23 protein-coding genes are annotated in these 23173 nt (G+C 63.6%); 9 read left to right on the forward strand and 14 right to left on the reverse strand.

Going from position 1 to position 23173, the window contains the following annotated elements:
• Window positions 1-91 precede the first annotated feature (91 nt).
• From CWO89_RS19520 to tsaA, 3 genes are read left to right on the forward strand one after another with little or no spacing between them, the layout of a single operon-like run.
• A complete protein-coding gene (locus CWO89_RS19520; protein ID WP_130580373.1) occupies window positions 92-835 on the forward strand; it encodes an AzlC family ABC transporter permease in 744 nt (247 codons plus the stop codon).
• Window positions 832-1176, forward strand: coding sequence for an AzlD domain-containing protein (locus CWO89_RS19525; RefSeq protein WP_130580374.1), 345 nt, complete (start codon window positions 832-834; stop codon window positions 1174-1176). The genes CWO89_RS19520 and CWO89_RS19525 overlap by 4 nt, the downstream gene beginning before the upstream one ends.
• Window positions 1177-1236: 60 nt before the next feature.
• Window positions 1237-1728 (forward strand): tRNA (N6-threonylcarbamoyladenosine(37)-N6)-methyltransferase TrmO, encoded by a 492-nt coding sequence (gene tsaA, locus CWO89_RS19530; protein WP_130580375.1) that lies wholly within the window; start codon window positions 1237-1239, stop codon window positions 1726-1728.
• 128 nt (window positions 1729-1856) lie between these two features.
• Here the strand turns inward: tsaA and CWO89_RS19535 are convergent, their stop codons facing one another.
• The 4 genes from CWO89_RS19535 to CWO89_RS19550 form a co-directional block, all read right to left on the reverse strand.
• Window positions 1857-2282, reverse strand: coding sequence for an HIT family protein (locus CWO89_RS19535; RefSeq protein WP_130580376.1), 426 nt, complete (start codon window positions 2280-2282; stop codon window positions 1857-1859).
• 56 nt (window positions 2283-2338) lie between these two features.
• Complete coding sequence (locus CWO89_RS19540; RefSeq protein ID WP_130580377.1) at window positions 2339-3586, reverse strand: GNAT family N-acetyltransferase; 1248 nt, start codon at window positions 3584-3586, stop codon at window positions 2339-2341.
• A 106-nt stretch (window positions 3587-3692) separates the two neighbouring features.
• Window positions 3693-4445 carry a glycerophosphodiester phosphodiesterase gene (locus CWO89_RS19545; protein WP_130580378.1) on the reverse strand — a complete coding sequence of 251 codons (753 nt, stop codon included), beginning with the start codon at window positions 4443-4445 and terminating at the stop codon, window positions 3693-3695.
• Between the two features lie 3 nt (window positions 4446-4448).
• The gene (locus tag CWO89_RS19550; protein WP_130580379.1) at window positions 4449-4916 is read right to left on the reverse strand and encodes a RidA family protein; all 468 of its coding nucleotides are present in this window, start codon (window positions 4914-4916) and stop codon (window positions 4449-4451) included.
• 239 nt (window positions 4917-5155) lie between these two features.
• Between CWO89_RS19550 and CWO89_RS19555 the strand changes: the two genes are divergently transcribed.
• Window positions 5156-6019: a cell envelope integrity EipB family protein gene (locus CWO89_RS19555; protein ID WP_207234521.1), complete on the forward strand. Its 864-nt coding sequence runs from the start codon at window positions 5156-5158 to the stop codon at window positions 6017-6019.
• A 131-nt stretch (window positions 6020-6150) separates the two neighbouring features.
• Here the strand turns inward: CWO89_RS19555 and CWO89_RS19560 are convergent, their stop codons facing one another.
• Entirely contained in the window at window positions 6151-7458 is a 1308-nt protein-coding gene (locus CWO89_RS19560) for a DNA polymerase IV (RefSeq protein WP_130580381.1), read from the reverse strand.
• Window positions 7437-7736, reverse strand: a complete 300-nt coding sequence (locus tag CWO89_RS19565) for a DUF3572 domain-containing protein (RefSeq protein WP_028163956.1) — start codon at window positions 7734-7736, stop codon at window positions 7437-7439. Before CWO89_RS19565 ends, CWO89_RS19560 begins: the two co-directional genes overlap by 22 nt.
• 226 nt (window positions 7737-7962) lie before the next feature.
• Between CWO89_RS19565 and CWO89_RS19570 the strand changes: the two genes are divergently transcribed.
• Both CWO89_RS19570 and CWO89_RS19575 read left to right on the forward strand, forming a co-directional pair.
• On the forward strand, window positions 7963-8328 hold the full coding sequence (locus CWO89_RS19570; protein WP_027581229.1) for a response regulator: 366 nt from the start codon (window positions 7963-7965) through the stop codon (window positions 8326-8328).
• Between the two features lie 15 nt (window positions 8329-8343).
• Window positions 8344-9717: a PleD family two-component system response regulator gene (locus tag CWO89_RS19575; RefSeq protein WP_130580382.1), complete on the forward strand. Its 1374-nt coding sequence runs from the start codon at window positions 8344-8346 to the stop codon at window positions 9715-9717.
• A 57-nt stretch (window positions 9718-9774) separates the two neighbouring features.
• Here CWO89_RS19575 and CWO89_RS19580 read toward each other — a convergent pair whose 3' ends face one another.
• Window positions 9775-10383: a TetR/AcrR family transcriptional regulator gene (locus CWO89_RS19580; protein ID WP_130580383.1), complete on the reverse strand. Its 609-nt coding sequence runs from the start codon at window positions 10381-10383 to the stop codon at window positions 9775-9777.
• Window positions 10384-10517: 134 nt separating this feature from the next.
• Between CWO89_RS19580 and CWO89_RS19585 the strand changes: the two genes are divergently transcribed.
• Together CWO89_RS19585 and CWO89_RS19590 are read left to right on the forward strand one after the other, a co-directional pair.
• Window positions 10518-11753, forward strand: coding sequence for an MFS transporter (locus CWO89_RS19585; RefSeq protein ID WP_130580384.1), 1236 nt, complete (start codon window positions 10518-10520; stop codon window positions 11751-11753).
• A gap of 547 nt (window positions 11754-12300) precedes the next feature.
• Entirely contained in the window at window positions 12301-13707 is a 1407-nt protein-coding gene (locus tag CWO89_RS19590) for an ammonium transporter (protein ID WP_130580385.1), read from the forward strand.
• On the opposite strand, the gene CWO89_RS19595 is transcribed toward CWO89_RS19590, so the two are convergent.
• From CWO89_RS19595 to topA, 7 genes are all read right to left on the reverse strand, one after another.
• Window positions 13704-14234, reverse strand: coding sequence for a hypothetical protein (locus tag CWO89_RS19595; protein WP_130580386.1), 531 nt, complete (start codon window positions 14232-14234; stop codon window positions 13704-13706). The genes CWO89_RS19590 and CWO89_RS19595 overlap by 4 nt on opposite strands.
• A gap of 77 nt (window positions 14235-14311) precedes the next feature.
• Window positions 14312-14479, reverse strand: coding sequence for a 50S ribosomal protein L33 (gene rpmG / locus CWO89_RS19600; RefSeq protein ID WP_130580387.1), 168 nt, complete (start codon window positions 14477-14479; stop codon window positions 14312-14314).
• A gap of 127 nt (window positions 14480-14606) precedes the next feature.
• Complete coding sequence (locus tag CWO89_RS19605) at window positions 14607-15932, reverse strand: LLM class flavin-dependent oxidoreductase (protein ID WP_130580388.1); 1326 nt, start codon at window positions 15930-15932, stop codon at window positions 14607-14609.
• 103 nt (window positions 15933-16035) lie between these two features.
• Window positions 16036-16782, reverse strand: coding sequence for an NUDIX hydrolase (locus CWO89_RS19610; RefSeq protein ID WP_130580389.1), 747 nt, complete (start codon window positions 16780-16782; stop codon window positions 16036-16038).
• Between the two features lie 36 nt (window positions 16783-16818).
• Complete coding sequence (locus CWO89_RS19615) at window positions 16819-17259, reverse strand: DUF983 domain-containing protein (protein WP_130580390.1); 441 nt, start codon at window positions 17257-17259, stop codon at window positions 16819-16821.
• A complete protein-coding gene (rnr, locus tag CWO89_RS19620; protein ID WP_130580391.1) occupies window positions 17247-19577 on the reverse strand; it encodes a ribonuclease R in 2331 nt (776 codons plus the stop codon). Before rnr ends, CWO89_RS19615 begins: the two co-directional genes overlap by 13 nt.
• Entirely contained in the window at window positions 19578-22319 is a 2742-nt protein-coding gene (gene topA, locus CWO89_RS19625; protein ID WP_130580392.1) for a type I DNA topoisomerase, read from the reverse strand.
• A 227-nt stretch (window positions 22320-22546) separates the two neighbouring features.
• Between topA and CWO89_RS19630 the strand changes: the two genes are divergently transcribed.
• Window positions 22547-22789 carry a hypothetical protein gene (locus CWO89_RS19630; protein ID WP_165421243.1) on the forward strand — a complete coding sequence of 81 codons (243 nt, stop codon included), beginning with the start codon at window positions 22547-22549 and terminating at the stop codon, window positions 22787-22789.
• The last annotated feature ends 384 nt before the right edge of the window (window positions 22790-23173 follow it).

Here is a 23173-nt window from a genome sequence, read left to right on the forward strand (position 1 = left end):
AGCTGCATGCCAGCCCTGAGGCGCGCTTGCTTGACGCCGCCCCGCTTCATCCGCCCTATGCCGCTCAATTCAAACCTCTCTCTGGTCCGCCGTGGCGCTTCCTCCGCTCGATTCCCCGCAATGGCACAGCTCATTCCGCGCCTTCTTCTGGGGCGTGCGGTCGGTCGGATCGACCATCCTGGCGCTGGTGCTGTTCGCGACCTATCTCGGCATCGGGGCGCTGGCGCATGACACGCATTTCTCGCTGGCCTGGACGTTGGCGAGCACGGTGTTCGTCTGGGCTGGACCGGCCCAGATCATCCTGGTGTCGACGCTGGGCTCCGGCGCGACCATCCTGCAATCGGCGATCGCGGTGAGCGTCAGCGCCATCCGCCTGTTTCCGATGGTGGTGTCCGTCCTGCCGATGATGCGGACGCCAAAGACAAAACGGCGGCACCTGATCCTGGTGGCGCATCTCACCGCCGTCACGCTGTGGGTCGAATGCCATCGCTTTCTGCCACAGGTGCCGCGGGAGCGCCGCATCGCCTTCATTCATGGGCTCGGTTGCGGGTTGGTCTTTCTCTCTGTGGTGGCCAACACGATCGGCTACCTGCTGGCCGCCAATCTCTCGCAGCTCTTCGCCGCGGCGATCCTGATGCTGACGCCGCTGGCGTTCCTGTTCTCGACCGCGCGCAATTGCCGCGAGCTTGCCGACGGTGTCGCACTCGCGCTGGGACTGGCGCTGTATCCATTGGCGACGCTGCTCAACAGCGGCCTCGACATTCTGGTCAGCGGCGTCGTCGCCGGCACCATCGCCTATGGTGTGCACCGGGCAAGGGCAAAGGCGATCGCATGAGCACCTTCATCGGCGACTGGCACGCGCTCGTGGTCCTGTTCGTGGCCGGCGTGATCCCCAACCAGATCTGGCGCATGCTGGGCCTGTGGTTTGGCGGCGGGCTCGATGAGGGCTCCGAGCTTCTTGTGTGGGTGAGGGCAGTCGCGACCGCGATCCTGGCCGGGGTCATCGCGCAGATCGTGGTGCAGCCGCCCGGCGCGCTCGCAAGCGTTCCGGCCCTGTTGCGCTATGGGGCCGTGGCCGCAGGCTTTGCCGCGTTCACGCTGTCGCGGAAATCGATCTTCGCAGGCGTGGCCATCGGCGAAGTGATCCTGGTCGGCGGCCAATGGTGGCTCGGCTGATTGCAGCCGCCGCGCAATGCGTTACTGTCGATAGGCAAGCAGCTATCTGTGGATTGAGACATGGTTCGAGAAGGTGAGATACGCCCGGGCGAAGTCGCCATCGAGATGCCGCCGGCACAGGACGCCGGCCTGATCTTCATCGGCCGCATCCGCACGCCCTGGACCTCGCGGCTGATAACGCCGCGGCAGGGCCGCCATGACGGCCCCGTCTGTCGTCTGGAGATTTTCGAGCCATGGGTGCCCGCCATGAAGGGCGTCGATTTCTACGAGAATCTCGAGGTGCTCTACTGGCTGCACCAGTCGCGCCGCGACCTCGTGCTGCAGAGCCCGAAGAGCAACGGAAAAACCCGCGGCGCCTTCTCGCTGCGCTCACCGGTGCGGCCGAACCCGATCGCGACTTCGATCGTAAAGCTGGTCGGCGTCCAGGGCAACGTCATCCTGGTGCGCGGATTGGACTGTCTCGACGAGACGCCGCTGCTCGACATCAAGCCCGATCGCTGCGAGTTCACGCCGCTTGCGCCGCCACAGCCCGGTGATTTCGAGACGGAGTGATTTTCTCGTCCGGTCATTCCGGGGCGCGCGCAGCGCGAGCCCGGAATCCATTTCTCCGCAGCGCATGCGGTCCGATGGATTCCGGGCCTGCGCCTGGCGGATCCCGGAATGACAAGGGGAGAGAGCCGTTACCCCAGCGCGGCGATCAGCTTGGTCGCATTGTCCTCCAGCACCTTCACATCCTCCTTGCGGCTTGCGGGCGGCAACAGCGCGACGCCGTCCTGGCGCGGCATCACATGCATGTGGAGGTGGAAGACGACCTGGCCGCCGGCCGGCTCGTTGAACTGCTGCACGGTGATGCCGTCGGCCTGGAAGGCCTTCATCGCCGCAGCAGCGATCTTCTGCGCGCCGCGCGCGACATGGGCGTAGTCCTCGGGCGAGATGTCGAAGATGTTGCGGGCCGGGGCCTTCGGGATCACCAGCGTGTGGCCGGGCGAACGCGGCATGATGTCGAGGAAGGCGAAGACATGCTCGTCCTCATAGACCTTGTAGCAGGGCAGTTCACCGCGCAGGATCTTGGCGAAGATGTTGTTGGGATCATAGGCGGTGGGCATGGCGTCGGCTCCTCAAATCACGTGTCTTGCAGAAGACACAGCTCCTAGCAGAAAGCTTAACTCTCGTCGCCGCCCTTGCGGAACGGGCCAGCCTCGGAGAGCTCGCGGCCGACCTCGGCGACATAGGCGCGCTCGCGCTTGAGGTAATCGGCGATCGCCCGGCGCAGGCCCGGGTCGGCGATGTAATGGGCGGAATAGGTGGTCTGCGGCAGATATCCGCGCGCGAGCTTGTGCTCTCCTTGCGCGCCGGCCTCGACCACCTGCAATCCGCTCTGGATGGCGAAATCGATCGCCTGATAATAGCAGACCTCGAAATGCAGGAAGGGATGGTGCTCGGTCGCGCCCCAGTTGCGGCCGAACAGCGTGTCCGAGCCGATGAAGTTGATGGCTCCTGCGATCCAGCGTCCATTGCGCTTCGCCATGACCAGCAGCACGTCCTTGGCCATGCTCTCGCCGATCAGCGAGAAGAATTTCCGGTTTAGGTACGGCCGGCCCCATTTGCGCGAGCCGGTCTCCATGTAGAAGTCGAAAAATGCGTCCCACGCATCCTCGGTGATCTCCTCGCCCGTCAGCCAGTGGATCGTGACACCGGCCGCAAGCGCCTCGCGCCGCTCGCGCTTGATCGCCTTGCGGTGGCGTGAATTCAGCGTGGCGAGGAAATCGTCGAAGGTCTTGAAGCCGTCATTGTGCCAGTGGAACTGCTGGTCGGTCCGCTGCAGAAAACCATGTCCGCCGAGGAACTTCGCTTCGTCCTCGCTTGCAAAGGTCACATGCGCCGAGGAGGCCTCGGTGGCCTCGCATAGCGCCATCAGGCCATGGGCAAGCGCCGACCTGATCTGCTCACGGTGGATGCCGTTGCGAAGCAGGAGACGCGGCCCGGTGGCGGGCGTGAAGGGCACCGACACCTGGAGCTTCGGATAATACCGGCCGCCGGCGCGCTCATAGGCGTCGGCCCAGCCGCGATCGAAGACATATTCGCCCTGGGAGTGGGACTTGAGATAGCAGGGGACGATCCCGACGATCTCGCCGTCCAGCCTGGCCAGGAGATGCCGTGGCCCCCAGCCGGTCCGCGCGACGGCCGAGCCGGAAGCCTCCAAGGCCGCAAAAAAGGCGTGCGAAACGAAGGGGTTATAAGAGGGTTTTGCGTGGATGCATGCGAGGCCTCCAGCACTGGGTAAAGCCAGCGTGTCGAGAGCATCAAGCGAGCCGGGATCGACCGTCGGATTGGCGCAGGCGTCCCAATCCGCAGCCTTGATATCGCTGACGGACGGAACCGCTTCGAGGGTGATTTCGGATGAGGCCATTGAGAGTTTGAACCGGTCCCCCGTGCGAGCGGCCATCGCCCATGGTGACCTGCGCCCTACAAAGATCGTGCATCGCAATGCCGACTTCAAGGCCGCCAGCCACATGTCAGGTTCCCGGCATGAAACCTTCGAAGATCATCTGGTCGGCATAGCGCGCCGCTCTCGCGCGTTGCTCCGGCGTGCGCACGGTCCAGGCCAGTAGCGGGCAGCCGAACAGGTTGCGCGCGATCCAGGGCGCGGGCGCCGGCAACTGGTCGATCCAGTAGGCGACGAAATGCGGCTCGGTGCGGAAGCCATGGCGCAGGTAGAGCATGCTGTCGCGCTGTGCCGGTGTCAGCTTGGCCCAATACCCGTCGTCATAGTTGCGCTGGGCGGTGATGCCGCGGTGCAGCCTTGGCATGATCTCACGCAGCGCCAGCACCTGGTCCGGGTCGAACGACATGCCGACCACGGGCCCGGAATAGCTGCTCAGCACCTCCGCCATCCGCTTCACCAATTTGCGGTCGCCGTCAAAATGGCTTTTCACCTCGACCAGGAGCGGCACGCGGCCGGCAACCAGCGCGCAGAGGTCGCCAAGCGACATCATGCGTTCGTCGGTGTCCTTGAATCTGACAGCCTTCAGTTCGGCCGCCGTCTTGGTGAGCAGGAGGCCCGAGCCCTCGGTGAGCCGGCCGAGCGCATCGTCGTGATGCACCATGGCCTCGCCGTCGGCCGTGAGCTGGATATCGCACTCGATGGTGAAATTGCCCGCGATGGCGGCTTCCGCCGCCGCCGGCATGTTCTCGATGATGCCGCGCGCAACATCATGCAGGCCGCGATGGGCGACCGGCCGCGCCGTCAGCCAGTCAGGAGCCCGCATCGCTCAGATGACCTCGAACAATCCTTCGACTTCCACAGCGGCGTCCGCCGGCAGCGAAGCGACGCCAACGGTGGTTCGGGCGTGCCGGCCCTTGTCGCCGAAGGCGGCTACCATCAGATCCGAGGCGCCGTTCAGCACCTTCGGCGCGTCCAGGAAGTCGGGTGTCGAATTGATGAAGCCGCCGAGCCGCACCACGCGCGCGACCTTGTCGAGGTCGCCGAGCGCGGCCTTGATCTGGGCAAACAGGTTGATCGCGCAGCCGCGGGCGGCAGCAGCACCCTGCTCGAGGGTGACGCCTGCACCCAGCTTGCCCTTGGCGATCAGCTTGCCCTGGGCATCGAAGCAAAGCTGGCCGGAGACGAACAGCAGATTGCCGGTACGAACGAAGCCGACATAGTTCGCCACGGGAGCGGCGGGCTCGGGCAGGGTGATCCCCTGTGCCGCCAGTTTCTGTTCGACCGTACCTGCCATGTTTTCCGTCCCCGGGTTCAGTGACAATCAGGGCGCATTGTTTCGCGCATCGTGCCGCCGCTTTCAAGTCGGCCGCGGATCGGTCAAGAACGGCGCTTTGCTGCGTAAACCCCGATGAAATATGCCAAAAAACGCGTCGCTCGCGTTCTCGGCGTTACCTTTTTGTGAAACTGCCCCAGTTGCGGCGCAATAGAGCCGTCACTATTGTGACGAATCGTCCGTTTCCTAAAGGGATATACATGGCCCGCCTGTTCCGGATTCCGCCTCGCGTTTTGGCGATGACCATTGCCGTAGCCGCAGGATCGGGATTCACCAACGGAGCGGCTACGGCCGGAACGGTGCCGTTTTTGTCGCATCAGGCGCTCTACGATCTCAATCTCGTGAAGTCGCGCGGCTCCAACGCGATCAGCAGCGTGCGCGGGCGCATCCTCTATAATTTCTCCGGCAGCACCTGCGAGGGCTACACATCCGAATTCCGCCAGGTATCGGAGCTCGACAGCGGCGAGGGCAAGGTCACGCTCTCCGACCTGCGCTCTTCGTCCTGGGAGGATGCCGCCGGCAAGAGCTACCGGTTCAAGATCGATACGCGGATGAACGACGGCGATTCCGCGCCGGTGGATGGCGTGGCGGAGCGGGTGGGCGACCACATCACAGTCAAGCTGAAGCAGCCGGTGGCGAAGACCTTTCAGCTCGACGGCAAAGTCGTATTCCCGACCGAGCAGATCCAGCACATCATCGCCGCCGCGCGCGAGGGCAAGAGCGTGCTCGAGCTCACGGTCTATGACGGTTCCGACAACGGCGAAAAGGTCTACAACACGCTTTCTGTGATCGGACAGCCGATCCCCGGCGAGCGCGCGCCGGCGTCGCCCGATGCTTCGACCACGAACGATGCGATGAAATCGATGACCCGGTGGCCGGTGACGGTGAGCTATTACGACCGCGATGCCAAGGCCGTTGATGGTGAGCAGACGCCGGTCTATGCGATGTCGTTCGAGCTCTACGAGAACGGCGTCTCCCGTGCGCTGGTGCTGGATTACAATGACTTCGTGATCTCAGGCGCGATGGGCAAGTTCGACGTCAAGGACACGAAGCCGTGTAAGTGATAGGGGGCCGTTGGGCTCACCTCGTCATGCGCGGGCTTGACCCGCGCATCCATCACCCTTCAGAAGATTCCTTTCGGAGTGGATGGATTGCCGGGTCAAGCCCGGCAATGACAACGGAAAGACGGACGACGTCACTCCGTCTTCGCTGGCCCCTTGTAAGAAATTCCCCTAATCACCGCGGCGTTTCCGAATTTCTTCCGCAGGTCATCCATCGCGCGCTCGGCGTGGGCGGAGCGTCGGTCGAGCATGTCGGTGTCGTCGGCCGCCGATCCCGGCCGCAGCGCGCTGACGCCGACACCCATCAGGCGGAAGGCGGTGCCGTCGATCTCCTTCGCCAGCATCTCGCGCGACACCGCAAAGATCTTTCCGGCGAGCTGGGTCGGCGCCGCGATCGATTGCGAGCGGGTGCGCGGGCGGAAATCGGCGGTCTTCAGCTTCAACGTGATGGTGGAGCCTGCAAGCTCGCTGTTCTTCAGCCGCGCCGAGACCTTCTCGGACAATCTCCACAGCAGCCTTTCCAGCGTGACGAAATCGCGGATGTCGTTCTCGAACGTGGTCTCGCTCGAGATCGTCTTGGCGCCGCGATCGGCTACCACGCGACGGTCGTCGATGCCGCGCGCGAGCCGCCACAATCTACGGCCCTCGCTCGCGAACTGCTTCATCAGCTCGTTCTCGTCCGCGCGCTGCAGGTCGGCGATGGTGCGAAAGCCCCGCTGGATCAGCCTTTCCTGGGTCGCAGGCCCGACGCCGAAGATGAATCCAACCGGCTTGTCCGCGAGCATCTCGCGCGCTTCGTCCTGGTCGAGCGTGGCGAAGCCGCGCGGCTTGTCGAGGTCGGAGGCGATCTTGGCCAGAAACTTGTTGCAGGACAGCCCGACAGACACCGTGATGCCGATATTGCGCTCGACGTCGCGGGCAAAGCCCGCCAGCACCTTCGCCGGGATCATGCCGTGGACGCGCTCGGTGCCTGAGAGATCGAGGAAGGCCTCGTCGATCGACAACGGCTCGACCAGGGGCGTCAGCGCCTGCATCGCGTGGCGCACCTCGCGGCCGACGCGGACGTACTTCGCCATATCCGGCGGGATCACGGTCGCGGACGGGCAAAGCTCGATCGCCTTGAACATCGGCATGGCCGAGCGCACGCCAAAGGTCCGCGCGACGTAGCAGGCGGCCGAAACCACGCCGCGCTTGCCGCCGCCGATGATGACGGGCTTGTCGGCGAGATCAGCGTTGTCGCGTTTCTCGACCGTGGCGTAGAAGGCGTCGCAATCGATATGCGCCAGGGCAAGCCGCGGCAGGGCGTGATGGCGAACCAGGCGCGGCGAGCCGCAATGGCTGCAGCGCCTTGCCTTGAAGTCGAGGTCGCCGAGGCAATCCCGGCAGAAGCAGCGGGGGCCGTTGCTCGTGAGCGCCGCGCTCACGGCACGTCGCGTTCCCATTTGGGATCGTTCAGGACCTGGTGGGCCGCGGCAATATTGGTCGGGTGCAGCTCGGAAGCCTTCGCAAACGCTTGCACGGTCGCATCGTCCCGCATCACGAAATCGAGCACCGAGCTAAGGAACTTTGGGTCGGAGGCGGCGGAGCGGAGCGTCTCGGGGCCGATTCCCGTCTCGGCCAGGAACAGGCCCAGCCGTTCGGGGTCGCCGGCGATGAAACCAAGCGCCTGAACCGCAACGATTTCAGCTACTTCACGGGGGTTTTGAACAGGCTTTTTCAACGGTCGGTTTGCCTTTCCGTTAACTTATGTTCTCTAATGACACGCATCATGCCCGAGTCTTTCGGACCTGTTCAAGCAAGTGGAAACCACGCCACACAAGATAGCGGTCGGGCTTAACGGGTTTGAGCGAATCTGGCGCTAGTTTGAATTTACATTTCGACGCGCTCGACCGCGGTACCGGACGTACCGTATCAGGGACTGTTTCCTACGGCTTTGGAGGGACGGGATGGCCAAGACCGTCCTGATCGTGGAGGACAACGAGCTCAACATGAAGCTCTTTCGCGACCTGCTGGAGGCGCACGGTTATCAGACCTCCGGCACAAGCAATGGCTTCGAGGCGCTCGATCTCGTCCGCAAGCTGCATCCCGACCTGATCCTGATGGACATCCAACTTCCGCAGGTCTCCGGGCTCGAAGTCACGCGCTGGATCAAGGACGATCCCGATCTGCGCAAGATCCCGGTGGTCGCGGTCACGGCGTTCGCGATGAAGGGCGATGAGGAACGCATCCGTGAGGGCGGATGCGAGGCCTATTTGTCCAAACCAATTTCGGTCGGCAAATTTATTGAGACTGTCCGACGCTTTATCGGGTAGGGGAGTAGAGTTTCGATGTCTGCGCGTATCCTCGTGGTCGATGACGTTCCCGCGAACGTCAAGTTGTTGGAAGCACGATTGTCGGCCGAATATTTCGACGTGCTGACCGCTTCCAACGGCGCTGAGGCTCTGCAGATCTGCGCCCGTGCCGAATGCGACATCATCCTGCTCGACGTCATGATGCCTGACATGGACGGCTTCGAGGTATGCCGTCGCCTCAAGTCCAACCCGGCCACGCACTTCATTCCGGTGGTCATCGTCACCGCGCTCGACAGCCCCGCCGACCGCGTGCGCGGGCTGGAAGCCGGCGCCGACGACTTCCTGACCAAACCTGTGTCCGACGTCGTGCTGATCGCACGCGTGCGCTCGCTGACACGACTGAAGATGATGACCGATGAATTGCGCATGCGTGCGATCACCTCGCTCGAGATCGGCATGCAGGCGCCCGAACGCAGCGCGATTGCCGACAAGGGGCTTGGCGGCCGCATCCTTCTGGTCGATGACCGGCCGTCGTCCTACGAACGGCTCGCGCCGATGCTGTCCGCTGAGCATACGGTCGATGTCGAGACCAACCCGGCCGAAGCGCTGTTCAATGCCGCCGAGGGCAATTACGACCTGCTCATCGTCTCGCTCAGCCTCGACAATTATGACGGCCTGCGGCTCTGCAGCCAGGCACGTTCGCTGGAGCGCACCCGCCAATTGCCGATCCTCGCCATCTCGGATGCCGACAACAATGCGCGGCTGCTGCGCGGGCTTGAGATCGGCGTCAACGATTACCTGCTGCGGCCGATCGACAAGAACGAACTGCTGGCGCGGGCGCGCACGCAGATTCGGCGCCGGCGCTATACCGATCATCTGCGCGACAATGTGCAGAACTCGATCGAGATGGCGATCACGGACGCGCTGACCGGGCTGCATAACCGCCGCTACATGGAGAGCCATCTGGCGACGCTTGGTGAACAGGCCTCCGCCCGCGGCAAGCCGTTGGCGCTGATGATCCTCGACATCGATTACTTCAAGGCGATCAACGACACCTATGGTCATGACGCCGGCGACGACGTCCTGCGCGACTTCGCGACACGGATCCGCAAATCGATCCGCGGCATTGATCTCGCGTGCCGCTATGGCGGCGAGGAATTCGTGATCGTGATGCCGGAAACCGACCTTCACGTCGCCAGCATGGTCGCCGAACGCCTGCGCCGCTCGATCGCCGGTGAATCCTTCGCCATCAACAAGGGCGCCAACCGCATCGAGGTCACGATCTCGATCGGCCTCACCACGCTGGAGCGCAAGGGCGAGTCGGTCTCCGACGTGCTCAAGCGTGCCGACAACGCGCTCTACCGCTCCAAGCACGATGGCCGGAACAGGGTGGTTTCAGCGGCAGCGTAGCCGCTACGGATGAAGTTGCGTAGCCCGGATGGAGCGAAGCGCAATCCGGGTTTCGTCTTACCCCTCGCGTGCGCTCCCCGGATTTCGCTCCGCTCCATCCGGGCTACTGACCTTCACCCCAGCATTCTCCAACAGCGCCCGCGCCGCGTCTTTCGCGGCGCGCGCCATCGCGGGGTCGTCGCGGACGAGATCCTGTGCGATCGAACCGTCGACCAGCAATTGCAGTTGGGTCGCAAGTCCCTCCGGATCGGCAACGCCTAGCTCGACCAATCGATCGCGAAACCACAGCCGGCGGCTTTCCTTGAAAGCGATGGCGATTTCCTTCACCGACTTGTCTTCGCCACCGAGTTCGGCGACCGCATTGACGAAGGGACAGCCGCGAAAATCCTTGGCGCCGAAACGACGCTCCAGCGCATCGAAGGTGCCGAGGATCTGCTCGACCGGTGACTTGTCCGACGGCTTTGGCTGCACGAAGCGATGCTCCAGATAGGCCGCGATCAGCGCGTCCTTGGACGGAAAGTGGTTGTAGAGCGTGCGCTTGCTGATGCCGATCTCGGCGGAAATCGTGTCGACGCCGATGGCACGAATGCCCTTCAGGTAGAACAACCGGTCAGCCGTCTGAAGGATCCGGTCCTTCATCGTCTGTTTCTGGTGCGGAGAAGCCATGCAACGGCTCCGTATCTCACTCGCTTGACAGCACCTCCCTCTTATAGCCAAGTTACACAGGTCTGTGTAACTAAAAATTGCGTGAATCGCAGGTCGGCTTTGCTGCGCCGCCATCGATAGGGAGAACAAAAACAATGCCCTTGCTGCAAATCCTGCGTCCCACGCTGCCGATCCTGATCGGCGCCTCGATCATGCTCACGCTGAGCATGGGCCTGCGGCAGAGCCTCGGCATCTTCATGCAGCCGCTGACGCATGACATCAGGATTTCGGTGTCCGACTTCACGCTGGCGCTGGCAGTGCAGAACCTCGCCTGGGGCTTCCTGCAACCGCTCGCCGGCGCCATGACGGTGCGGTACGGCTTTCGCCCGATCATGGTGGTTGGTTCGCTGCTCTATATCGCCGGCCTTGGGTTCATGGCGGGCGCGCACGGCGTCATCAGCATCATGATCGGCGGTGGGGTCCTGATCGGTACCTCGCTTGCGTGCACGGCAGCCGCGATCGCGATGTCGGTCGCAGCCCGCGCGGTGCCGGAGACGGTGCGCTCAACCGTGCTTGGCATTGTCTCCGGTGCCGGATCGCTCGGCGCCCTGCTGTCGGCTCCGATCGGACAGCTCCTCAATGAGGGTTTCGGCTGGCGTGTCGGTTTGATCGGCTTCGTGGTGCTGGCGCTCGCGATGATCCCTGCCGCCTGGTACGCGGGTCGGATCGACCAGGTTCCGCTGCCCAAGCCGACGTCATCCGAAGACATCGGCGAGGCCACCGCAGCCATCGCCGCGCGAGCGGCGTTCGGTAATGCTTCCTTTGTGGTGATGACTTGCGCCTATCTCGTTTGCGGCATGCAGCTCGTCTTCCTCACCACGCATCTGCCGTCCTATCTCGCGATCTGCGGCCTCGATCCAATGCTGAGCGCGCAGACGCTCGGCATGATTGGCGGTTTTAACGTACTCGGCTCTCTCTTCTTCGGCTGGGCCGGCCAGCGCTGGAACAAGCTTGCGCTGCTGGGCATGATCTACATCCTGCGCTCGCTGGCGCTCGCCTGGTATTTCATGCTGCCGGCGACGCCCGCCTCCACGCTGCTGTTCGGCGCCATCATGGGCTTCCTGTGGATGGGCGTCGGTCCGCTGGTCGCGGGCGCAGTGGCGGAGATGTTCGGGCTGCGCTGGCAGGCGATGATCCAGGGACTTGCCTTCATGAGCCACCAGATCGGCAGCTTCCTCGGCGCCTATGGAGGAGGGCTGCTGTACGACGCGCTCGGCTCCTACACCATGGCCTGGCGCATCGGCGTCGCGCTCGGGCTCGCCGGCGGCATCATCCAGGTGGCGTTCGCGCTGATGCGGCCCTCACAGCCGCCGCTATTGAAGGCGGCGTAAGGTCCGCGCCGGCGGCTAATTTTCCGCAGAGGACTGCTGCCCCACGCGGACGGCAATCGCGGCTGATTAAATTATAGTCAGTGAGGTGCTTTCAAAATCGGCAGTAGCCAAGCCAGTTCACGCGTTGGTGAACTAGAGACGATGTTGATTCAACAGGTTTTCTCTGCATGGTTGGTGGCACGAAACTTGATTGATTCTGGCTAAGAATTGGGAGTCGGAGACCGGCACGGGCGTCTTCCGACTTTGGCGTCCCTGATAGAGGCTGGCAGGCCATGAGCCTAGTCGCCGCCAATCTCCAGCCATCGAAGCTCGACGGCCTTGCCGCGGCGCCGAGCTCCCTAAGCTTTGTGCCCAAGGTCGGGCGTACATTGCCAATTCTGGGCAAGCACTGCGGGCCAATTGCGGCGCTCCAAAACACTGCGAGAACTGGACGAGCGGGCGACGCCAGGCATTTGGTGACGTCCGTCGAGCAGCAAGCCGCGAGCATTGCCGGCGCGGCAAGCCTCTCCTCAAGCCTTTCGCTGACTTCTCTTGCCACGGGAGGAAGATGATGCACGCAAGAACATCTGCGAGCCAAAGGCTCGTGAAATTCGCGGCTGCTTTCCTGGCGACTTTCTTGGGAATTGCGCTCCTCAGTCTCGCACTGGGCGACATTGCGTTTGCCCAGGACGCGGCGCCGCCGGCCTGCGGCGGCAAGGTCCTTGAAAAGTGCACGCCGAACTCCGGCGATACGGCGTGGATGCTCACTTCCGTCGCGCTCGTCTTGATGATGACGATCCCGGGCCTCGGCCTGTTCTATGGCGGCATGGTGCGCAAGAAGAATGTCGGCGACACCGTGATGACTAGTTTCGCGGTCACCTGCCTCGTCACCATTCTGTTCGCCATCCTGACTTACAGTATGGCTTTTCGTACTGGCACGCCCTTTGTCGGCGGGCTCGATCGCATGTTTCTCAAGGACATCCTGAGCGACATCGGCAAGGGCGGAATTGGCAATCCCAATCCGCTTGCTCCGACCATCCCCGAGGCCGTGTACATCTGCTTTCAGATGACATTTGCGATCATTACGCCCGCGCTGATTGCCGGCGCATTTGCCGAGCGCATGAAATTCTCGGCCATGCTCTGGTTCATCGGGCTGTGGGCGATCCTGGTCTATGCGCCGGTTGCGCACTGGGTCTGGGGGCCCGACGGAGTCTTCGCCGCTGCCAACGAGAACGCATGGGTGAAGGTGCTCGATTTCGCCGGCGGTACCGTCGTGCATATCAATGCGGGCGTAGCAGGTCTGATGTGCGCCATCATGCTCGGCAAGCGCAAGGAGACGGGGCCTGCCCATAACATGGTGCTGACCTTTGTCGGGGCCTCTCTGCTCTGGGTTGGCTGGTTCGGCTTCAACGCCGGCTCCGCCGTCACGGCAGGGATGCAGGCTGGCATGGCCATGCTGGTGACGCAGATCGCCACGGCGGTTGCTGCGTTCACCTGGATGCTGGTGGAATGGACGCTTAAGGGCAAGCCGACCGTCGTCGGGATCTGCTCGGGCGCGGTCGCCGGCCTCGTTGCCATCACGCCGGCTTCCGGTTTCGTGGCGCCGATCGGCGCCTTTGCCATCGGAATCGGCGCCGGTGTCTTCTGCTATTGGGGATGCACTGGCTTGAAGCGCGCGTTCCACTATGACGACGCACTGGATTGCTTTGGCGTGCATGCGATTGGCGGCATCGTCGGCGCACTGCTCACCGGCGTGTTTGCGGTCGAGCAATACGGGGGGACGCCGGGCGTTCTGGAGGGCAACGCTGGTCAGTTCTTCAACCAGTGCGTCGGTGTTGCCACTGTGATCGTTTACGATGCCATCGTGAGCCTGATCATCCTCGCTGCGGTCAAGGTGTTCGTCGGCCTCCGCGTGCACGAGGACGCCGAGCGCGATGGCCTCGACCTCGCGCTGCATGGTGAAGTGGTGCACTAGCTCCGATAGTAGCGCCACATCCTGAGGAACGTCCGATGAATCTCGTCGGGCGTCCGGTCGAATGGCTCCAGGTTGATGCACACCACGCCACGGTGGTCCATGCGCCATGGCAGCCGCATCAAGCGGCGATAAGCCGGCTGCTTGCGCCAGTCGGCCACGAGCGCGCCGCTGAGGGGCATGCTGAGCGCAATCTGCAATTCATGAACGGTCATCGCGCGCTCGGCGATCTGAACGAGGTCGATGCGTTCGATGGCGCGCCAGCGGATCAAGCCGAAAGCCTGGATGAAGATGCCGTACTGATTGGCGCCGATGGTCGGGCGCCCGGTCTCCAGCAACGGGATGTTGTAGTAGGTAAAGCCGGCCGCCGTTACCGCGAGCGCCAGCCAGTAAACCGCGCCGGTGATCCAGGCGGCTGTGAAGAAGATCGCGGCGAGGGCGGCAGTGATGTAGACGGGAAAGTAGATGTCCTCGCGGCCGTATGCGACCGAGTAGCCGCCAGCATTTCCTTCGTTCAAGGTCGCGATCATGTGAGCCCTAAGTCCTCGGGCCACAAAATAAAAACGGGGCCGCGAGGCCCCGTTCGAGTGGGTAGTGTCCCGCGATCTTACTTGATCTTGGCTTCGCGGAATTCGACGTGCTTGCGCGCGACCGGATCGTACTTCTTCTTGACCAGCTTGTCGGTCATGGTGCGCGAATTCTTCTTGGCGACGTAGTAGTAGCCGGTGTCGGCGGACGACACGAGCTTGAGCTTGATGGTGACCGCCTTGGCCATGTCAAAACCTCAGGAAAATAATGGGGTATCTGGAGCCGGCCAAGCGGCCCGCGTTTGGCCGGCAAACTAGTCAGAATCGGCCCAAAGTCAAGGTTTTCCAGATCCAAACCGGCCCAATTCGGCCGGATCAGTGCGCGAAAAACCGGTTTTTCGGCCGCGGCAGGCCCAGATTCTCCCGCAGCGTCTTGCCTTCGTACTCCTTGCGGAAAATCCCGCGCTTCTGCAGTTCCGGGACCACCTTGTCGACGAAATCGTAGAGCCCGCCCGGTAGGTACGGGAACATGATGTTGAAGCCGTCGGAAGCATAGCTCGTCAGCCATTCCTCCATCTGGTCAGCGATCAGTTTTGGTGTGCCGACGAAGGCCAGCCCGCCATAGCCGCCGACGCGCTGCGCAAGCTGGCGCACGGTGAGTTTGTCGCGCGCGGCGACGTCGACCAGGCGCTGGCGCCCGCTCTTGCTGGCATTGGTTTCCGGGATCGGCGGCAACGGCCCGTCCGGATCGAAGCCGGACGCATCGGTGCCCAGAATCACCGAGAGCGATGCGATCGCGCTGTCGTAATGCACCCGGCTGTCGAGCAACGCGCGCTTCTCCTTGGCCTCCTCGACGCTGTCGCCGACCACGACGAAGGCGCCGGGCAGGATCTTCAAATGCTCGCGGTCGCGGCCGAGCTTGTCCATGCGGCCCTTGATGTCGGCGTAGAGCTTCTGCCCGTCGCTGAGGCTGCCGCCACCGGTGAACACCGCTTCCGCCGTCTCCGCGGCGAGCTGCCTGCCGTCCTCCGAGGCGCCGGCCTGCACGATCACCGGCCAGCCCTGCACCGGGCGTGCGATGTTCAGGGGACCGCGCACCTTCAGGTATTTTCCCTCATGATTTAGCACATGCATCTTCTCGGGATCGACGAAGAGCCCGGATTCGACGTCGCGCACGAAGGCATCATCCGCAAAGGAATCCCAGAGGCCGGTGACGACGTCGTAGAACTCCCGCGCGCGGCGATAGCGTTCGGCGTGCTCCATATGGTCGTCGAGCCCGAAATTGAGCGCCGCATCCGGATTGGAGGTGGTGACGATATTCCAGCCCGCACGGCCGCCGCTGATATGGTCGAGCGAGGCAAAGCGGCGGGCGACGTGATAGGGCTCGTCGAACGTGGTCGAGCCGGTCGCGACCAGGCCGATATTCTCTGTGACCGTCGCGAGCGCCGACAGCAGCGTGAACGGCTCGAACGAGGTCACGGTGTGGCTGCGCTTCAGCGCATTGATCGGCATGTTCAGCACGGCCAAATGGTCCGCCATGAAGAAGGCGTCGAACTTGCCGGCTTCCAGCTTCTGGGCGAGCTGCTTGATATGGGAAAAGTTGAAATTGGCGTCCGGCCAGGCGCCAGGATAGCGCCATGCGCCGGTGTGGATGCTGATCGGCCGCATGAACGCGCCGAGCTTGAGTTGACGCTGTGCCATTTGCCCCGTTTCCGTGTGGGTCGCTCAAAACCAGATAGGCACGAAGCTGGGCGACGCCACCGGGAAGATTATTTTGTTTTTGCACACTTTCGCGACATGCCTGTCACGCGCCCAAAATGTCCTTCTGCATCCTGCCACCGTAGAAATGGAAGAACGGCACCGGCGCGTCGTGGCTGAGCGGACCGGTGGCGAGCCGGCGGTCGAGCTCGGCCAGCACGTTCTTGGTCATGGCATGCGCATCCGCCAATGGCTCGGAGCCGATCTCGACCCAGACCAGCTCGACCAATTCCGCATCGGCATGCACCACGCCCTCGACGCGGTGGGCGATGGCGGAGGCATCCGCCGTGAAGAAGCGCGTGTCGAAGCGGCGGACGCGGCCGGGTGGGGTGATCGCGCGCGCGATCAGGAACAGGCCGGAGGGATCGGGCAATAGGCCGGCATCGGCAAACGGCGCCCAGGGACCATCGAGCTTGCCAGGCTTCTCGACCTTGCGGCCGAGGCACAGACCTGTCTCTTCGCAGGCCTCGCGGATCGCCGCATTGGCCAGCGCGCGAGCTCGGCCGGGCGTGATCTTCGGGCTGCCCTTGAGCAGGTTGGCTTCAAGTTCATTGCTGATTGGAGCGGCGACCGGCACGCGGTTGTCGGCCTTGTCGACCCGGCCGCCGGGGAAGACATATTTGCCGGGCATGAACACGACCTTGTCGTGGCGCTTGCCGACCAGCACCTTCGGCCTCGCGCTGGAGCGATCGATTAGGATCAGCGTCGCGGCATCCTTAGGCCGGAAATACGGATGATGATCGGCCTCTTTCCCTTCCTCGACTTGCTTGATCGCGGTCGCTGTTTCAATCATTCCATCCCCGTTTTGTTATTCTTGAATCTGGTTTCGTCAGACCGGCGGAATATCGTCCGGCGCGTTCTCATCGAAGCCGTGCATCCGCATCGCCCACTGGAAACCCACGACTGCGCCCTTGATCGGCTGCAACAGCAGCAGCGACAAGATCAGGGTCAGCGGCAGATAGATCGAGAGCTGCAGCCAAATCGGCGGTGAATAGTTGGTCTCGATCCACAGCGCGAGCGGCACCACGAAGTGGCCGACGATGACGATGACGAGATAGGCCGGCAGGTCGTCGGCGCGATGATGCGAAAAATCCAGATCGCAGACCGGGCAGTGACCGTCGACCTTGAGGAAGGCGCGAAACAATTTGCCTTCGCCGCAGCGCGGACAGCGGCAACGAAAGCCGCGCTTCAACGCCGTCCACAGGTCCCGCCGCTCGATCGACGCGGCGTCGCGGGTCCACACCGTCGTTGCGGGCTTCAGCGTTTCCATGACTTGCCTCGCTTCGATTTGCCGGACTTCTGCTTGCCCGGCTTGCGATCCTTCTTGCTCGGCGCGCGACCCGCTTTCGCGCCACGCACTTCTTTCTTCCGTTCGCGCCGGCCCTCGCTTTTTCTGCCGCGCGGAATGGCTTGTCCGCCCGACAGCAATTCAAAGCGCAAGGCGCCTGCGATCGGAGCAGCTTCTACCAGACGCACGTCGACCACGTCACCCAATCGATGCATGGCACCGCTGCGGGAGCCGATCAAGGCATGCCGTGTCTCATCATAGTCGTAATATTCGGTGCCGAGCGTCCGGATCGGGATGAGACCGTCGGCGCCGGTGTCGTCGAGCTTGACGAACAGTCCGGAGCGGGTGACGCCGGAAATGCGACCCTGAAAGCTCGCGCCGACGCGGTCGGCAAGATAATGCGCGATCAGCCGGTCGGCGGTCTCGCGCTCGGCCTTCATCGCGCGCCGCTCCGTCATCGAAATCTCGGCGGCGATCTCGGCAAGCGTCTCCGGCGTTTCGCTGTCGGGCAGGGCGCCATCGCCGAGCCCAAGGGCGCGGATCAGCGCACGGTGCACGATCAGGTCCGCGTAGCGGCGGATCGGCGAGGTGAAATGCGCGTATCGCCTGAGGTTCAGGCCGAAATGGCCGTAATTCTCGGCGGAATATTCGGCTTGCGCCTGCGAGCGCAGCACCACCTCGTTGACCAGCGTCTCGTAATCCTCGCCTTCGACCTGCGCCAGCACGCTGTTGAACACGGACGGCCGCAGCGCGCCGGCCTTTGTGAAGGGCAGATCGAGCGTCTTGAGGAATTCCTGGAGGTTGTAAACCTTTTCCTGCGTCGGCTCATCATGCACGCGATAGATCAGCGGCAGGCCCTTCTTCTCGAGTGTCTCGGCCGCGGCGACATTGGCGAGGATCATGAACTCCTCGATCAATTTGTGCGCGTCGAGACGTTCGGGGACGATGACGCGGTCGACCGTACCGTCCGCCTTCAAGAGGATCTTGCGCTCGGGCAGATCGAGGTCGAGCGGATCGCGCTCGTCGCGCGCCAGCTTCACGAGCCTGTAGGCGGTCCAGAGCGGCCCCAGGATCGGATCGAGCAGGGGGCCGGTGACGTCGTCCGGCCTGCCGTCGATCGCCGCCTGCGCCTGCGCGTAATGCAGCTTGGCGGCCGAGCGCATCAGCACGCGGTGGAACGTGTGCGAGCGCTTGCGGCCGTCGGCGCCGATCACCAGACGCACCGCGAGTGCGCCGCGCGGCTCGCCCGGCACCAGCGAGCAGAGATTGTTGGAGATGCGCTCGGGCAGCATCGGCACCACTCGGTCCGGGAAGTAGACCGAATTGCCGCGGATCAGCGCATCATGATCGAGCGCCGAACCCGGGCGCACATAATAGGCGACGTCGGCGATGGCGACGTGGATGACGTAGCCGCCCTTGTTGTGCGGATCGGGGTCGGCTTCCGCATGCACCGCGTCGTCGTGATCCTTTGCGTCCGGCGGATCGATGGTGACGAGGGGGACGTCGCGCCAGTCCTCGCGCCCCTGCAGCGTCGCAGGCTTTGCTTCTTCCGCTTCGCGCAAGGCGCCACGCGAAAATTCCTGCGGGATCTCATGGGCGTGGATCGCGATCAGGCTGATCGCCTTTTCGCTCGCGATCGAGCCGAGCCGCTCCTTCACCTTGCCCGACGCGAGGCCGAAGCCACGGCTGCGGACGAGATCGACGCTGACGAGATCGCCATCTTTCGCGCCGGCGGCGTCGGCCTGGGCGATGTTGAGTTCGCGCCCGGCCTGCTTCTTGTCCACCGGCACCAGCCGGCCGCCGCCCTCGGGCAGCGCGCGGAAGATACCAAGCACGCGGGTCCTGGCGTGGTCGACGACCTTGATGATGCGGCCGCGATAGGGCGTGCCGTCGGCTTCATCCGTCATCTCGATGCGGAGCAGCGCGCGGTCGCCGACGCCGGCGGTGGTGCCGCGTTTCTGATGGCGCGGTGTGACGATGCGGATTTTCGGCGCGGTGCCGTTCTCTTCCGTATCCCACTCGGTGGGCGTCGCAATCAGCTCGCCGTCGGCATCGCGGCCGGTGACGTCGGCCATGACCGTCGGCGGCAGCGCGGCCGGCTCGTGAATCTTGCGGCCGCGCTTGGCAATCGTGCCGTCGTCGGCGAGCTCGCGCAGCATGCGCTTCAGCTCGACGCGATCGGCGTTCTTCAACCCGAATTCGCGCGCGATCTCCCGCGTGCCGACTTTTCCGGGATTGGATCGGATAAAGGCGACAATGGCGTCCCGCGCCGGAAAGCCATGGTCATGCTTTTGTTTCACTTACCCTCGAGCCTTGCCCGCGCTTTTCTTCGCGGGCGCTTTCGATGTTGCGGCAGGTTTTGCCGCTGATGTCTTCGCTGCCTTCACCGGCTCGCGCGCCTTGCTGGCGGCATCCGATTTCGGCTTGCTTGCGGCCTTCTTAACCGCTGCCTTCTTGGCGGGCTTTGCCCCGGCTTCGCCGTCGGCCTTCGCCGACTTTGCCGCCTTGGCTTTCTTGGCCTTCGCCTTGCCGCCGCCCTTGGCCGCGCGCTCGTCGATCAGCGCGATCGCGTCCGCAAGCGTCACCTCGTCCGGCGTCTTGTCGCTCGGGATCGTCGCATTGACGCCGCCTGCGGTGACGTAGGCGCCATAGCGGCCATTCTTCAGCGCGACCGCGCCGAGCGCCGGATGATCGCCGAGCGGCTTACCGGGATCGGCGCCGAAGCGCCGGCCGCTCGGACCTTTCGCGATCTTCTCGGCGATCAGCGTCACCGCGCGGTTGAGGCCGATGTCGAAGACTTCGTCGCCGGCTTCCAGCGAGGCGTAGGTCTTCTCGTGCTTCACGAACGGACCGAAGCGGCCGATGCCCGCGGTGATCGGCTCACCCGTCTCCGGATGCTTTCCGACCTCGCGCGGCAGCGACAACAGTTTCAGCGCGAGCTCGAGATCGACGTCGTTGGGTGAGGTGCCCTTCGGAATCCCGGCGCGCTTCGGCTTCTCGCCTTCGGCATAATCCTTCTGCTCGCCGAGCTGGATATAGGGGCCGAACCGTCCCGCCTTCACGGTGACGTCGAAGCCGGTGTCCGGATCCTGGCCGAGAACGCGGTCGGCGGCAGCCTCGGAATCGGCGGCGAGCGGCCTTGTGTAGCGGCATTCCGGATAGTTCGAGCAGCCGATGAAGGCGCCGAACTTGCCGGCCTTGAGGTTCAGCCGGCCGGTGCCGCAGGTCGGACACTGCCGGGGATCGCCGCCATCCGCGCGTGGCGGATAGATGTGCGGACCCAGCATCTCATCGAGCACGTCGAGCACCTCGGCGACGCGCAAATCCTTGATGTCGTTGACCGCGCCGATGAAGTCACGCCAGAAATCCTTCAGCACCTGCTGCCAGGAAATCTCGTTGTTCGAGATGCGGTCGAGCTGTTCCTCGAGATCGGCGGTGAAGTCGTATTCGACATAGCGGCGGAAGAAGTTCTCCAGGAACGCGATCACGACGCGCCCCTTGTCCTCGCCGTACAGGCGCCGCTTCTCGAGCTTCACATAACCGCGGTCCTTCAGCACCTGCAGGATCGAGGCATAGGTTGAGGGCCGGCCGATGCCGAGTTCTTCCATGCGCTTGACCAGCGACGCTTCCGAGAAGCGCGGCGGCGGCTCGGTGAAATGCTGGGTGACGGCAAGATCCTGCCGCTTCAGCGGCTCGCCCGCGCTCATCGAGGGCAGGCGACGCGAGTCTTCGTCCTCCTCGTCGTCGCGGCCTTCCTGGTAGAGTGCGAGGAAGCCGTCGAACTTGATCACCTGGCCAGTGGCGCGCAATTCCAGCACGCGCGATCCGGCTTTCGCTTCGATGTCGACGGTGGTGCGCTCCAGTTCCGCCGATTCCATCTGGCTCGCGATGGTGCGGATCCAGATCAATTCGTAGAGTCGCGCCTGATCGTTATCCAGGCGTCGGCGAAGGTCGTTGGGCCGGCGCGAGAGGTCGGTCGGGCGGATCGCTTCGTGCGCTTCCTGCGCGTTCTTGGCCTTGGCCTGGTACTGGCGCGGCGCGTCCGGCACGTAGGCGTTGCCGAAGTCCTCGCCGATCACCTTGCGCGCCTGAGTGATCGCGGACGGATCGATCTGCACACCGTCGGTACGCATATAAGTGATGAGGCCGGTGGTCTCGCCGCCGATGTCAATGCCTTCATAGAGCCGCTGCGCGATCCGCATGGTGTGGGCCGGCGCGAAGCCGAGCTTGCGGCTGGCCTCCTGCTGCAGCGTCGAGGTGGTGAAGGGCGCCTGCGGATTGCGCCGCGCGGGCTTTGCCTCGACAGTCGCGACCTTGAACAGCGCGGCTTCGATGGCTTTACGAAAATCTTCGGCTTCCGCGCCCGAGCCGATGTCGAGCCGCGCGATCTTCTTGCCATCGGCGCCGACGAGTCGTGCCTCGAAGGCTTCGCCGCGCGGGGTCAGAAGCGTCGCGACCAGCGACCAATATTCCCTCGGCACGAATTTCTCGATCTCGAGCTCGCGGTCGCAGACCAGCCGCAGCGCCACCGACTGCACCCGGCCGGCGGAACGCGCGCCCGGCAATTTACGCCAGAGCACAGGGGAGAGGGTGAAGCCGACGAGATAGTCGAGAGCGCGGCGCGCCATGTAGGCGTCGACCAGCGCGCCATCGATCTGGCGCGGCGCCTTCATCGCTTCCGAGACCGCCTGCTTGGTGATGGCGTTGAACACCACGCGCTCGATCTTCTGATCCTTCAGCGCGCGCTTCTCCTTCAACACCTCCAGCACGTGCCAGGAGATCGCCTCGCCCTCGCGATCAGGGTCGGTCGCGAGAATCAGGCGGTCGGCACCTTTCAGCGCCTTGGCGATGTCGTTGAGTCGGCCGGCAGCCTTGGGATCGACCTCCCAGATCATCTGGAAATTGGCGTCCGGATCGACCGATCCGTTCTTGGCGGGGAGGTCGCGGACATGGCCGAACGAGGCCAGGACCTCGTAGGAGGAGCCCAGATATTTGTTGATAGTCTTGGCTTTGGCCGGCGACTCCACAATGACGATATTCATGTCATTCCAATAGCTTAGGGGAGGAACTGAAAGCGAGCTCCGCGAGACTCGCGATCCGCTCTGTCGGGGCGAACATGGGTGTTGAGGGGGCCCCTGTCAAATCGAAGGATATTGAGAGGGTGGAGCCGGTCTACGACTTAATATCTAGGAAGTTGCAGAATGCGTCCTAGAGTTGCGGCCGAAAAGGGCCTATCCTTGATCCAAAATGGTGCCTTTGGAAAAAATTTTTGGCTAGGGCGGGAGGCCGCCGGAAGCGCTCGGCTTCCGGTCGGGAAAAGCGATCGCAACTGGATGAGACCGGCGAGGAGGGCGGCCCTGACGAGGCTGCGGCCTTCATTGCGGAGACTGTTACCGAGTTGGTGAAACTCGCGGAGCGCCACCGCCTGGAGGTCTTGAGCCATCTCTTGGGCATGGCGAAGCTCGAGGCCGAAGAGCGGCTGCGGCTGCGCAGCAAACGCAAGCTGTCGTGAGAGGGTTGGTGGGTGCTGCTAGACCCTCATCCTGAGGAGCGGCCTCTTCGCCGCGTCTCGAAGGATGAGGCCCCGCCTGTGGCCTCGCCCTTCGAGACGCTTGCTGCGCAAGCTCCTCAGGGTGAGGGGATGAGATTCGGATTCGAATTTCAAACAGCTCTCCGCTGGATCGTCCGGCTTGACCGGACGATCCAGTATTCCAGAGGCGGCAGTGCTTGAGCCGAAAGGCCGCCGGATACTGGATGCCCGCCTTCGCGGGCATGACGGTGGCGTTGGTGAGAGAATGTGAGTGTGCATTCTCGCGGCGCGTTGCGTCCGAGCTTTGCGTTACTTTCCACCCTCTCATTGAGCAGAGGGCGCAGGGAAAGCCGGGTGCCGGTTGCA

It is taken from the genome of Bradyrhizobium sp. Leo170, assembly GCF_004296405.1.
Classification (GTDB): Bacteria; Pseudomonadota; Alphaproteobacteria; order Rhizobiales; family Xanthobacteraceae; genus Bradyrhizobium.